Here is an 11878-nt window from a genome sequence, read left to right on the forward strand (position 1 = left end):
ACTCACATCCGGAAGACGCCGTAGGAAACGGGTTCGAGCGGCGCTTGCGCGCACACCGAAAGGGCAAGTCCGAGTAGGGTTCTCGTGTCCGCGGGATCGATGACGCCGTCGTCCCACAGGCGAGCCGTCGAGTAGTAGGGGTTGCCCTGACTCTCGTACTGGTCACGGATCGGCGCCTTGAACGCCTCCTCGTCTTCGGCCGACCACGGCTGTCCCGAGCTGTCGAGCTGATCGCCGCGCACCGTCGACAGGACCGAGGCCGCCTGCTCGCCGCCCATCACCGAGATCCTGGCATTGGGCCACATCCACAGGAAGCGTGGCGAATACGCGCGCCCGCACATCGAGTAGTTGCCCGCGCCGTATGAACCGCCGATCACCACGGTCAGCTTCGGCACCCGTGCGCAGGCCACCGCGGTGACCATCTTCGCGCCGTGCTTGGCGATGCCGCCCGCCTCGTAGTCGCGGCCGACCATGAACCCGGTGATGTTCTGCAGGAACAGCAGCGGGATCTTGCGCTTGTCGCACAGCTCGATGAAATGCGCGCCCTTCATGGCGGATTCGCTGAACAGCACGCCGTTGTTGGCGACGATGCCGACCGGGTGGCCGTGGATATGCGCGAAACCGGTGACCAGGGTCTTGCCGTACTCGGCCTTGAACTCGTGGAAGGCGCTGTCCCCGTTCGGATCACCGTCGACGAGGCGATGGATCACCTCGCGGACGTCGTACGGGGTGCGCAGGTCGACCGGCACCACGTCGTACAACTCCGCCTCGGGCGCGGCGGGCGCCACCGTCGGCAGCACCGCCCACGGGCTCGCCGGGCGCGGGCCGAGGGTCGCGACGATGCGGCGCACGATGCGCAGCGCGTCCTGATCGTCCTCGGCCAGATGATCGGTGACACCCGAAGTGCGCGAATGCAGTTCGCCGCCGCCGAGCTCCTCCGCGGTGACCACCTCGCCGGTCGCCGCCTTCACCAGCGGCGGGCCGCCGAGGAAGATGGTGCCCTGGTTGCGCACGATCACCGCCTCGTCGCTCATCGCGGGCACATACGCGCCGCCCGCGGTGCAGGAGCCGAGCACCGCGGCGATCTGCGGAATTCCCTTGGCGCTCATGGTCGCCTGGTTGTAGAAGATGCGCCCGAAGTGTTCGCGGTCGGGGAACACCTCGTCCTGCTCGGGCAGGTAGGCGCCGCCAGAATCGACGAGATAGACACACGGCAGCTGGTTCTGCAGCGCGATCTCCTGGGCGCGCAGATGCTTCTTCACCGTCATCGGGTAGTAGGTGCCGCCCTTGACGGTGGCGTCGTTGGCCACGATCACGCACTCGCGGCCGGACACCCGCCCGATTCCGGTGATGATGCCTGCGCCGGGGGATTCGTCGCCGTACATCCCGGTCGCGGCGAGTGGGGAGAGTTCGAGAAAGGGGCTGCCGGGGTCGAGCAGTTGGTCCACCCGCTGGCGCGGCAGCAGCTTGCCGCGCGCCACGTGGCGGTCCCGCGCCTTCTCGGATCCGCCGAGCGCGGCTGTGGCAAGCCGAGCGCTCAGGTCGTCTACCAGTGCCTTGTGGGCGACTTGGTTGTCGACGGCCTGTTCAGTAACGGTCATCACTTGATCCTCGGGGTCAGCGTCGCGGAGCGACTCGATGAGGGGTGGTGGTCGGGCGACGGGCGGGCCAGTTAGTCGCCGATAACTGGAATCCAGGTTAATCTTGGTTAACCGAGATGTCCAGGTAGGGCGAAAGGAGCGCGTGTGACCAGCACTGACCACGGCACGCTCACCCGCCGTGAACAGCTGAAGGCGCAGCGGCGGGAACAGCTTCTCGATGCCGGTGCTCGGCTCATTGCCGACCGCGGCTTCCTCGGCATGCGCCTCGACGACCTCGGTGCGGCCGTCGGCATCAGCGGACCTGCGGTCTACCGCCATTTCCCGAACAAGGAAGCGTTGCTGGTGGAACTGCTCGTCGGCGTCAGCCAGCGGCTGCTCGACGGCGGCAAGGCGGTGGTCGCGCGCACCACGACCGCGGCGGAGGCGCTGGACGGTCTCGTCGACTTCCACCTGGACTTCGCGCTCGGCGACCCGGATCTGATCCGGATCCAGGACCGCGATCTGGAGAACGTGCCAACCACCGCCCGGCGGGAGCTGCGCCGTACCCAGCGGCAATACGTGGAAATCTGGGTCACGGTACTGCGCGAACTGCATCCCGGGCTACCCGAGGAGACGGCGCGGGTCCAGGCCCACGCCGCCTTCGGGCTGATCAACTCCACCCCGCACAGCGCGAGCACGGCGACCGCCGTGCGCGCCAGGCCGATCCTGCGCCGAATGGCACTGTCGGCCTTGGGATGAGCGCTCGGTCATCGAGCGCTCCACCCACCGTCCATGGTGTAGGAGGCGCCGGTCACCATGCCCGCGTCGGCCGAGGCGAGCCAACCGACCAGTGAGGCAACCTCTTCCGGCTCGACCAGGCGCTTGATCGCGCTCTCGGTGAGCAGGATCTTCTCCAGCACCTCTTGCTCGGCGATGTTGTGTGCCTTGGCCTGGTCGGCGATCTGCTTGTCCACCAACGGAGTTCGGACGTAGCCGGGACTGACGCAGTTGCTGGTGACGCCGTGCCTGCCGCCCTCCAGTGCGGTGACCTTGGACAGGCCCTCCAGGCCGTGCTTGGCCGTCACGTAGGCGGACTTGTACTCCGACGCCCGAATCCCGTGCACCGACGAGATATTGATGATCCGGCCGAAGCCCTGCTGGTACATGTGCGGCAGGGCCGCCCGGATGAGCAGGAACGGCGCTTCGACCATCAGGGTGAGCAGGGTGCGGAACTGTTGTGGGGCGAAGTCCTCGATCGGGCTGATGCTTTGCACCCCTGCGTTGTTCACCAGAATGTCCGCTTCGAGGTCGAGCTTTTCCAGTGCCTCGACGTCGAGAAGATCTACCGCCCACGACCTTCCGTCGAGTTCGCGGGCCAGCGCCTTGGCGCCGACCTCGTCGATATCGGCAATGGTGACCAGCGCACCGCGGGCGGCGAGGGTCCGTGCGCAGGCGGCGCCGATACCGCTGGCGCCGCCGGTGATCAGGGCGGAACGGCCGGTGAGGTCGCTCATTTGGCGGCCACCGTGGCGGGCTTACCGGCCAGGTATTCGGCATCGGCCAGGTCGACTGTTTCCAAGTCCAGACCTTTCGTTTCACGGGCGAAGAAGACGGCGACCACGGTGACCGCCGCGGCGATGGCCAGGTAGATCGCGATGGGTACCGCGGACTTGTAGGTGTTGAGCAGGCGCACGGCGATGATCGGCGCGAGCGAGCCCGCCACGATCGAGGTGACCTGATAGCCCAGGGACACACCGGAATACCGCATGCGGGTCGGGAACATCTCCGCCATGATCGCGGGCTGGCCCGCGTACATGAACGCGTGGAATACCAGGCCGATGATGATGGCGAACAGGATGATCGCGTTGTGCCCGCTGTCCATCATCGGGAAGGCGAAGAAGCCCCAGGTGCCCGCGGTGAGCGCGCCGATCAGGTAGATCGGTCGCCTGCCGAAGCGGTCGGAGAGCCGCCCGACCAGTGGGATCGTCATGAAATGCACGGCGTGCGCGGCGAGCAGCCACCAGAGGATGACCTGGGTGTTGACGTGCACCTGCACCTTGAGATACGTGATGGTGAAGGTGACCACCAGGTAGTACAGGATGTTCTCACCGAAACGCAGTCCCATGGCGGTGATGACGCCGCGGGGGTAGCGCTTGAGCACCTCGACGACACTCAGTGAGGTCGCCTTGATCTGCTCCACTTCCTGTTGTGCGGCAACGAAAATGGGCGCGTCGGTGACCTTCGTGCGGATGTAGTAGCCGACGAGTACGACCACCGCGGACAGCCAGAAGGCCACGCGCCAACCCCAACTGAGGAAGGCCGCGTCCGACAACCAACTGGTCAGCACGAGCAGCACGACCGTCGCCAGCAGGTTCCCCATCGGTACCCCGGCCTGCGGCCAGCTCGCCCAGAAACCGCGACTGCGGGTCGGACTGTGTTCGGCCACAAGGAGAACCGCGCCACCCCATTCACCGCCGACCGCGAAGCCCTGGATGAAGCGCAGCACCACCAGCAGCGCGGGCGCCCAGTAGCCGATCTGACCGAACGTCGGCAGACAACCCATCAGGAACGTCGAGGCACCCACCAGGATCAGACTGAATTGCAGCAGCTTCTTGCGTCCGTACTTGTCGCCGAAATGCCCGAAGACGACACCGCCCAGGGGGCGAGCCGCGAAGCCGACCGCGTAGGTGACGAAGGCGGCGAGGATCGCGTCCAGGTCGCTGGTGTCCTTGGCGAAGAACACCTTGCTGAACACCAGCGTCGCGGCGGTGCCGTAGAGGAAGAACTCGTACCATTCGACGACCGTGCCCGCCATCGATGCGGCTACCACCCGTCTCAAGCCGGTCGGCACCCCATCCGGGTCACTCGGCCACAAAGCACTGCGCACGCTCATCGAACTCTCCTTCGTGCCAGGGGTCACATCAGGGTGTAGATGTGATGGCCCCCACAAATCTCGGCTGCAACGAAGTATTAGTGCAGATGGGTTTGTCCGCAATGACCAGATGTGCAGTAGGTATCTGCGAGTATGCAGATATGAGCGCGGTGTCATCGGGGGTGAACCGCCGGCCGAGCGCGGACGACCTCCTTGTTCTGCTGGCAGTCGGCCGATCGGGCCGTTTCGTCTCCGCGGCCGAGGAGCTCGGCATCAACCACACCACCATCTCCCGCCGCATCGCCGCGCTCGAACACTCCCTCGGCGGCCGCGTACTGACCCGCGCCGCAGGCGGTTGGGAACTCACCGAACTCGGCAGGGAAGCACTGGCCGCCGCCGAACTGGTCGAATCGGCTGTCAAATCCCTCGCCGCCGACGCGAGCGGCAGCCGAGTCCTCGAAGGCGTAGTACGCATTTCGGCCACTGACGGCTTCAGCGCCTACCTCGCCGCCCCCGCCGCCGCCGAAGTCCAACGCCAACACCCCAAGATCACCGTCGAAATAGTCGCCACCACCAGAAGAGCCTCCAACCAACGCTCCGGTTTGGACCTAGAAGTGGTAGTCGGCGAACCCCAAGTTCATCGCGCCACCGCAATCCGCCTCGCCGACTACTGCTTAGGCCTCTACGGCAGCCGCGACTATCTAGCCGAACGCGGGACTCCAACAACAATCAACGAACTGGCCGCCCACCCACTCGTCTACTTCATCGACTCCATGCTCCAGGTCGACGACCTCGACTTGGCCTCCAGCTTCGTCCCTGCCATGCGCGAATCCGTAACCTCCACAAACGTTTTCGTGCATCTCGAGGCAACCCGAGCCGCCGCAGGCATCGGCTTACTGCCCTGCTTCATGGCCGACCGCCATCCTGATCTGACCCGAATCCTCCCCGGCAAGGTCTCCGTCCAACTCGCCTACTGGCTAGTCGCTCGCTCGGAAACCCTCCGCCGCCCCGAGGTAGCCGCCTTCGTAGACGCCCTCCGTGCAAAGGTTCACCGCGAACGAAACGCCCTACTCGGCAATCAGCACAATATCGAGTGAGTTGTGCGACGAGACTGCCACTTATTCGCTGAAGATCTCCTCTACCTTCTTGGCGGTAGCAACGCGGTCGATCCACGAGTTGAGCAGCTCGAGGTCCCAGCAGTTGTCAATCCGCGAGTCGAGCGACCACGGCACGATCAATCCCGCGTCGTCGAGGGCTCTCTGCAGTGCCCAGCGCACTTCAAGGATCATGCCATCAGCCATACCCTCGAAGTAGTACATCCTGGCGACGATGCTTCGGTACGGGCATTCCTCAGTGATTGACACGTAGTGGACAAGATCGTCCCGGGTGCGGGTCAGGCGTTCCATTCGCCGAATACCTCGTCGAGGGAGTCGGCATCTACGGCGCGGTCCAGCCAGACGTCGAGCTGTTCGGTGTCGGTGTGTCCTTCAACTCGAGCAGCGAGGGCGTCTGAGATTTCGAATCCGCGTTTGCGGAGGACCTTCAGGAGCGACTTGGCCTCTCCCTTGGCCTCTCCCTTGGCTTCGCCTTCGAAGAAGTAGGTTCGGATGAGCTCATTTTGGTACTCGTAGCCGGCGGTCATGAGGCTCTCCAAGAAGTGTCGGGCGGCCTCGGGCAAGAGGCCCGTTACCTGGTCAATGTACATCTTGCCGTGTGGCGCGGCGAGTACGTGAGTGGCCAGAACGGTCAGGATGGTTTCGCTTTCGGGATCGTCGCCGTGCGCGATGGCGGAGAGGACCGCAAGCTCGGGGTTGGCTTCCGCGGTCTCTGAGTCGGAGACCACGGGGATATCGGCAGGGCTCAGCACCAAGGGTTTGAGTGTGAACTCGGGGTTGCTGGGCGTGCAGGGACGCTATCAGTTGCCAACGACAGAAAACAAGCCTATGTTCGCGCTGGCGTTGGAACGAATCATGTTGGAACGTTCCACTTTTCGTTGATTTGTAGCTTGAGCGCTACGGAGTTGCGGATGCGATTTGGGCGAGGTGGCCGTCGGTCATGGTGTAGACGGCGTCCATGCGGTGGAGATGGGTGCGGTCGTGGGTTACCAGGAGCGTCGCGGTGTTGTGGTCGTGGGCGATGGTGAGGATGAGATCGATGATGGCGGAGCCTCGTTCGGTGTCGAGGGCGCTGGTTGGCTCGTCGATGACGAGTAGAGCGGGGTTGTTCATGAGGGCTCGGGCGATGTTGACGCGTTGGCGTTGGCCGCCGGAGAGATGGGCGGGGCGTTTGGACTTCTGGTCGGCCAGGCCGACGGCGTCGAGGAGTTCTATTGCCCTGGTGCGGGTTTCGCGGCGCTGTTGAGTCGAGACATGCAAGTGCTGGCCGAGGTGGGACATCACTTCGAGTTGTTCGAGGGCTGTGAGGGCGGGGATCAAGTTCGACTGCTGGAAGACGATGCCGATGGAGGAGCGGCGGAGGGCGGCGGCTTCGCGGCGGCCTACGGTGGCGAGATCGGTGGTGCCGGTGGGAGTTTCGAGAGTTATGTGGCCCGAGTCGGGGTGGATGAGGGTGGCGGCTACGGCTAGGAGGCTGGATTTGCCCGAGCCGGAGGGGCCGGTGATGGCGGCGATGGTGCCGCCGGTGACGCGGAGGCTTACTCGGTCCAGCGCGGTGAGTCGGCCTGTGCCATCGGGGTAGGTGAGGGTTACGTTGTCGACGGTGAGGGCGGTGCTGGTGCGGATCGCGGTGGTCATACTCGAAAACTCCAGTGGCTCAATGCTGATGGGTCAGCGTGCGGCGCCGAGTGCGGTCAGGGGGTCGGTGGTGAAGAGGAAGCGGAGGGCGAAGGCGGCGCCTATCAGGCCGAGTGCGATCAGGGCTATGGCGGGGAGCAGCGTGGTGGCGGGGGTCAGGACGAAGGGGAGGGCGTCGCCCATGAAAGCGGCTGCGGCGACGGTGATTCCGAGGCCGACGGCGACGCCGGCGGTCAGCACTATGGCGGCTTGGGTAAGGGCGTCGCGGACCAGAGAGCCGGAGGTGGCGCCGAGGGCTTTGAGGGTGGCGATGTCGGGCATGCGCTGGACGGTCCACACGGTGAAGAAGGCGCCGATCACCAGTGCCGAGATGGCGAACAGCAGCACGGTCATCAGGGTCAGGGAGCCGTTCTCGGCCTTGTAGGCACTGAGTGCGGATAGTGCGCCGGATGGATCGGTTGTCTGCGTGTGGGCGGTGGCGTTCACCGCTGTTCGGTCGGCGACGCCGGAGACCGCGAGCACGGTGGCCGCACCGGAGCGCGGGCTCATCGACTGCCAGTCGGCCAGGGTCGTCCAGACCACCGGTGTGTGGCTGTACCAGTCGTCGCCGCGTACCGCTGCAACGGTGAAGGTGCGGCCGCTGATGGTGACGGAGTCGCCTGCGGCGGCGCCGAGGTCGTTGGCCGCGCCGGTGCTGAGCACCACGCTGCCGTTCTCGGTTGCGGAGCGGTTGCCGAATGCTGTTCCGGTGGTGCCGAAGAAGGCGACCTGCACCGAGGCCCGGCCGCTGGGATCGACCTTGCCGTGGCTGATGCCGATCGGGTCGACGGTGCCGTTCGGGCCCGCCGCCGCCTGCCATGCGGCGACCTGTTCCGCGGTCAGCGTCGAGGCGTCGAAGGAGGGGGCGGCGCCGGTGTCGGCGAAGACGATGGTGTCGCCGGGGAACGATTCGACGGCCGAGATGTTCTGGTGCGCGAGCCCGGCGGTGAGCCCGCTGAGGAAGCTCACCAGCAGCGCCACCAGGGTGACGACCAGGGTGATGAGCAGGAAGCGGCCGCGGGCGGCGCGCAGATCTCGGAGTGCGACGAACATGCCTTCACTGTTCCGCGCGCCGCGCCGTCGGCCATCGCGCGCGGGAAGGAAAGGCGCACCATCGAAGGGTGGGTGGCGGTTTACACCTTTCGATGGATGCCGCCCGAGTAGCCGCACATAAGCTGGCAGGGTGCACTCGTCCCCGCTCACCCCGGTCTTCACCGCGCTGCGGCTCGGTCTGCATGTGCTGGTGACGGCGTTGGCGGTGGTGATCGCCGTGCGTGCGCTGCTGCCCGGTGCGCCGCATCCGATCCCGGTCGTGGCGTTGACGGTGGGCTTCCTGGCGACGTACTTCGCCGGGCATGTGTTGAGCGGGCGTCGCGGCGGGATCGCGATCTGGTTGATCGCCCTGACGGCCTGGTGGCTCGGCCTGGTCCTGCTCGCTCCGGACGCCGGTTATCTGGCCTTCGGCCTGTTCTTCCTCTACCTGCATCTGCTCCCGCGCCCGTGGAACATGGTCGCGGTAGCGGCGGCCACGGCGATCGCGGTGATCGGCTTCGGGGTGCACCGCGGCTGGTCGGTGGCGGGCGCGATCGGCCCGATGTTCGGCGCGGCGGTCGCGGTCGGCATCGGCCTGGGCTACCAGGCGCTGTTCCGCGAATCCGCTGAACGACAGCGGCTGATCGACGAATTACTCAGCACCCGAGCGATACTCGCGGACCAGGAGCGCACGGCAGGCAAGTTGTCCGAACGCGAACGACTGGCGCAGGAGATCCACGACACCGTCGCCCAGGGCTTGAGCAGCATCCAGCTGCTGCTGCATGCCGCGGAACAGTCCGCACCGGATCATCCTGCGCTGCAACGGATTCAGTTGGCCAGGGAGACGGCTGCGGAGAATCTTGCCGAAACCCGAAGGCTCATCGCCGAATTGGCCCCGGCCGCACTCGACGGCCAATCGCTCGCCCAAGCGCTGGAACGAATCTCCTTACGCGCCAACGCCCCCGGCCTCGCCACCCAACTGGTGGTCGAGGGAACCCCCGAGCGGTTACCGATGCCGATCGAGGCAGCGCTGGTGCGCATCGCGCAGGGCGCGGTCTCGAATGTGGTGCAGCACGCAAAGGCCGACCGAATGCGCCTGACGCTGACCTACGCCGACGCCGAGGTTTTGCTCGACGTGGTGGACGACGGCATCGGGATAGAACCCGACGTCCTCGACCACGCACCGTCCGGCTCGTTCGGTCTCGCCGCCATGCGGTCGCGCGTGGAGCAGCAGGGCGGCACCATGGCGGTGGAATCGGAACCGGGCCACACCGCGGTCACCGTCTCCTTCCCACTCGAACCCGCTGCACCGGAACCGGATTCGGGAGAGCACGCATGATCCGCCTGCTGCTGGCCGACGACCACGCCATCGTCCGCGCCGGCCTGCGCGCGCTGCTCGACGGCGGCGACGACATCACCGTCGTCGGCGACGTGCCCACCGGCGAGGCGGCCGTCGCGTTCTGCGCGACCACCCCGGTCGATCTGGTGCTGATGGACCTGAGCTTCGGTCCCGGCCGCTCCGGCGCGGACGCCACCGCCGAGCTGCGCGCCCTCCCGCAACCGCCGAATGTCTTGGTGGTCACCAACTACGACACCGACGCCGACATCCTCGGCGCCATCGAAGCGGGCGCCTGCGGCTACATCCTGAAGGACACCCCGCCCACCGAACTGCTCGCCGCCGTCCGCTCCGCCGCGGCGGGGGAGAGCGTGCTGTCGCCCGCGGTCGCCTCGAAGCTGATGACCAGGGTGCGCCGCGCCGACACCACCTTGAGCGCCCGCGAAATCGAGGTGCTGCGGCTGGTCGCCGACGGCCGCTCCAATCGTGAGATCGCCAAGGAGCTGTTCCTCAGCGAGACCACCGTCAAATCCCACCTGGTGCACATCTACGCGAAACTCGGTGTCCGCTCCCGCACCTCGGCCGTCGCCCGCGCCCGTGAGCAAGGTGCGATCTGAGCGACGAAGACCGCGACATGCGCCCGCGGCTGCCCCGTTCGACTGCCTGCATGCCCCTAGGGTGAAGCAATGGCCTCTCTCTCGGATCCTCAGGTGCGCGAGTTCCTCTCCGAAGGTACGCGGACGGGCAAGGTGGCCTTTGTCGCCGCCGACGGACGGCCGGTGGTGACCCCGGTGTGGTTCGTACTCGAAGGTGACGAACTGGTTTTCAACACCGGCAAGAACACCGCCAAGGGCAAGGCGTTCGCCCGCGACGGCCGCATCGCGGTGATCGTCGACGTCGAGGCGGCGCCGTACCCGTCGGTGCAGTTGCAGGGCACCGTGACCCTGTCCGAGGATCCGGAAGAACTGGTCCGCACGGCCACCGAGATCGGCGGGCGGTACATGGGTGCCGACCGGGCCGAGGAATTCGGCAAGCGCAATGGCGTGCCCGGCGAACTCGTCGTCCGCCTGCGGCCGACCAAGGTCCTCGCGCACTTCGACGCGACGGCCTGACCCGACCAGCGTTTTACACTCACCCGCATGACCGTGCACTTCATCGGCGCCGGACCGGGTGCGGCCGACCTGCTCACCGTCCGCGCGGTCGCCCTGCTCGGCTCGTCCCCGATGTGCCTGTACGCGGGTACCTATCTGGATCCCGAAGTGCTCGGTCATTGCGCGCCCGACGCCGAACTGATCGATACCCAGCACCTGGACCTCGACCAGATCACCGAACACCTGGTGCGCGCCGATCGATCCGGCAAGGACGTGGCCCGACTGTGCTCGGGTGACCCGTCGCTCTACTCGGCCCTCACCGAACAGACGCGCAGGCTCGACGCACACAGCATTCCATGGGACGTCACCCCCGGCGTTCCCGCCTACGCCGCCGCGGCCGCCTTGCTCGGCACCGAACTCACCGTCCCCGAGGTGGTGCAGTCGGTCGTGCTGACCCGCACCCGAGCCCGCTCGACCGCCATGCCCGACTCCGAGGCACTGGCCAACTTCGCCGCCACCGGCGCCACACTCGTGCTGCACCTCGCGATCACCCGCGTCCGCACCCTGGCCGCCGAACTCGTCGCCGACTACGGCCGGGACTGTCCGGTCGCCGTGGTCTACCGCGCCAGCCAGCCCGACCAGCTGATCCTGCGCGGCACCCTCACCAATATCGCCGATCAGGTCGAGGCCGCCGAACTGCGGCAGGCCGCGATCATCCTGGTCGGCAAGGCCCTCGCGCGCACGGTGTCGTGTGCCGAATCCCACCTCTACGACCCGGCTCGCACCCGCCATCGGTGACCCGCCGCGCCGCCCGCACAGCGCGTCGCGCAGGATGTGAGGTCTGCAACATGAGCCCTGCAAAGTACTGACAACCCGACTGCCTGTGATGATGTCGGTCAGCTATCGAGGTTGGTTGGTTCGGCGCGGGCGACGACGGTAGATTGGTTCGGTGATCTGCAGCGAGATTCCCGGCATTGCCGGTCGGTGGGTAATGGGCGCGGTCGCGCCTATGTAACAAGGTCACCCTGGCGAACAGATAGTGCCAATGAGCTTTTTTTGTCTGATTGATTAGAGAATTGAACCCCGAGACGCGGGCGCCACGCTGGGATAGGTGAGCGTCCTGTCCGGGTGTCGTCGGGGAGCGCTTGCGTGGTGTTCCGGAAGCGAGGTTACGG

At 66.4% G+C, this 11878-nt stretch carries 13 protein-coding genes; 6 read left to right on the forward strand and 7 right to left on the reverse strand.

The features are described from left to right. Positions 1-2: 2 nt before the first annotated feature. The gene (locus ACIBK2_RS29845; RefSeq protein WP_396971869.1) at positions 3-1601 is read right to left on the reverse strand and encodes a carboxyl transferase domain-containing protein; all 1599 of its coding nucleotides are present in this window, start codon (positions 1599-1601) and stop codon (positions 3-5) included. A gap of 144 nt (positions 1602-1745) precedes the next feature. Between ACIBK2_RS29845 and ACIBK2_RS29850 the strand changes: the two genes are divergently transcribed. Further along, on the forward strand, positions 1746-2339 hold the full coding sequence (locus tag ACIBK2_RS29850; RefSeq protein WP_396971871.1) for a TetR/AcrR family transcriptional regulator: 594 nt from the start codon (positions 1746-1748) through the stop codon (positions 2337-2339). 8 nt (positions 2340-2347) lie between these two features. Here the strand turns inward: ACIBK2_RS29850 and ACIBK2_RS29855 are convergent, their stop codons facing one another. Both ACIBK2_RS29855 and ACIBK2_RS29860 read right to left on the reverse strand, forming a co-directional pair. Further along, positions 2348-3094 carry a 3-hydroxybutyrate dehydrogenase gene (locus ACIBK2_RS29855; RefSeq protein ID WP_396971873.1) on the reverse strand — a complete coding sequence of 249 codons (747 nt, stop codon included), beginning with the start codon at positions 3092-3094 and terminating at the stop codon, positions 2348-2350. After that, positions 3091-4473: an MFS transporter gene (locus tag ACIBK2_RS29860; RefSeq protein ID WP_396971875.1), complete on the reverse strand. Its 1383-nt coding sequence runs from the start codon at positions 4471-4473 to the stop codon at positions 3091-3093. Before ACIBK2_RS29860 ends, ACIBK2_RS29855 begins: the two co-directional genes overlap by 4 nt. 140 nt (positions 4474-4613) lie before the next feature. On the opposite strand from ACIBK2_RS29860, the gene ACIBK2_RS29865 reads away from it, so the two are divergent. Beyond that, the gene (locus ACIBK2_RS29865; RefSeq protein ID WP_396971878.1) at positions 4614-5549 is read left to right on the forward strand and encodes a LysR family transcriptional regulator; all 936 of its coding nucleotides are present in this window, start codon (positions 4614-4616) and stop codon (positions 5547-5549) included. Positions 5550-5570: 21 nt separating this feature from the next. Here ACIBK2_RS29865 and ACIBK2_RS29870 read toward each other — a convergent pair whose 3' ends face one another. From ACIBK2_RS29870 to ACIBK2_RS29885, 4 genes are all read right to left on the reverse strand, one after another. Continuing rightward, a complete protein-coding gene (locus ACIBK2_RS29870) occupies positions 5571-5858 on the reverse strand; it encodes a hypothetical protein (protein WP_396971880.1) in 288 nt (95 codons plus the stop codon). Next, a complete protein-coding gene (locus tag ACIBK2_RS29875) occupies positions 5846-6322 on the reverse strand; it encodes a hypothetical protein (RefSeq protein WP_396971882.1) in 477 nt (158 codons plus the stop codon). The genes ACIBK2_RS29870 and ACIBK2_RS29875 overlap by 13 nt, the downstream gene beginning before the upstream one ends. A gap of 142 nt (positions 6323-6464) precedes the next feature. Next, the gene (locus tag ACIBK2_RS29880) at positions 6465-7205 is read right to left on the reverse strand and encodes an ABC transporter ATP-binding protein (RefSeq protein ID WP_396971883.1); all 741 of its coding nucleotides are present in this window, start codon (positions 7203-7205) and stop codon (positions 6465-6467) included. 33 nt (positions 7206-7238) lie between these two features. Then, the gene (locus ACIBK2_RS29885) at positions 7239-8297 is read right to left on the reverse strand and encodes an ABC transporter permease (RefSeq protein WP_396971886.1); all 1059 of its coding nucleotides are present in this window, start codon (positions 8295-8297) and stop codon (positions 7239-7241) included. A 130-nt stretch (positions 8298-8427) separates the two neighbouring features. Between ACIBK2_RS29885 and ACIBK2_RS29890 the strand changes: the two genes are divergently transcribed. From ACIBK2_RS29890 to cobM, 4 genes are all read left to right on the forward strand, one after another. Next, a complete protein-coding gene (locus ACIBK2_RS29890) occupies positions 8428-9615 on the forward strand; it encodes a sensor histidine kinase (RefSeq protein ID WP_396971888.1) in 1188 nt (395 codons plus the stop codon). Next, a complete protein-coding gene (locus ACIBK2_RS29895) occupies positions 9612-10229 on the forward strand; it encodes a response regulator transcription factor (RefSeq protein ID WP_364723167.1) in 618 nt (205 codons plus the stop codon). Before ACIBK2_RS29890 ends, ACIBK2_RS29895 begins: the two co-directional genes overlap by 4 nt. A 69-nt stretch (positions 10230-10298) precedes the next feature. Continuing rightward, positions 10299-10724, forward strand: a complete 426-nt coding sequence (locus tag ACIBK2_RS29900; protein WP_396971890.1) for a PPOX class F420-dependent oxidoreductase — start codon at positions 10299-10301, stop codon at positions 10722-10724. A gap of 27 nt (positions 10725-10751) precedes the next feature. Then, positions 10752-11501 carry a precorrin-4 C(11)-methyltransferase gene (gene cobM / locus ACIBK2_RS29905; RefSeq protein ID WP_396971892.1) on the forward strand — a complete coding sequence of 250 codons (750 nt, stop codon included), beginning with the start codon at positions 10752-10754 and terminating at the stop codon, positions 11499-11501. Positions 11502-11878 lie beyond the last annotated feature (377 nt).

This window comes from Nocardia sp. NPDC050175 (assembly GCF_044459885.1).
GTDB lineage: Bacteria > Actinomycetota > Actinomycetes > Mycobacteriales > Mycobacteriaceae > Nocardia.

What these genes read in the sequence shown, in the direction of transcription:
- ACIBK2_RS29845 (WP_396971869.1), bottom strand. Translation starts at nt 1,601, where the DNA reads ATGACCGTTACTGAACAGGCCGTCGACAACCAAGTCGCCCACAAGGCA.
- ACIBK2_RS29855 (WP_396971873.1), bottom strand. Translation starts at nt 3,094, where the DNA reads ATGAGCGACCTCACCGGCCGTTCCGCCCTGATCACCGGCGGCGCCAGC.
- ACIBK2_RS29860 (WP_396971875.1), bottom strand. Translation starts at nt 4,473, where the DNA reads ATGAGCGTGCGCAGTGCTTTGTGGCCGAGTGACCCGGATGGGGTGCCG.
- ACIBK2_RS29865 (WP_396971878.1), top strand. Translation starts at nt 4,614, where the DNA reads ATGAGCGCGGTGTCATCGGGGGTGAACCGCCGGCCGAGCGCGGACGAC.
- ACIBK2_RS29870 (WP_396971880.1), bottom strand. Translation starts at nt 5,858, where the DNA reads ATGGAACGCCTGACCCGCACCCGGGACGATCTTGTCCACTACGTGTCA.
- ACIBK2_RS29880 (WP_396971883.1), bottom strand. Translation starts at nt 7,205, where the DNA reads ATGACCACCGCGATCCGCACCAGCACCGCCCTCACCGTCGACAACGTA.
- ACIBK2_RS29885 (WP_396971886.1), bottom strand. Translation starts at nt 8,297, where the DNA reads ATGTTCGTCGCACTCCGAGATCTGCGCGCCGCCCGCGGCCGCTTCCTG.
- ACIBK2_RS29895 (WP_364723167.1), top strand. Translation starts at nt 9,612, where the DNA reads ATGATCCGCCTGCTGCTGGCCGACGACCACGCCATCGTCCGCGCCGGC.
- ACIBK2_RS29900 (WP_396971890.1), top strand. Translation starts at nt 10,299, where the DNA reads ATGGCCTCTCTCTCGGATCCTCAGGTGCGCGAGTTCCTCTCCGAAGGT.
- cobM (WP_396971892.1), top strand. Translation starts at nt 10,752, where the DNA reads ATGACCGTGCACTTCATCGGCGCCGGACCGGGTGCGGCCGACCTGCTC.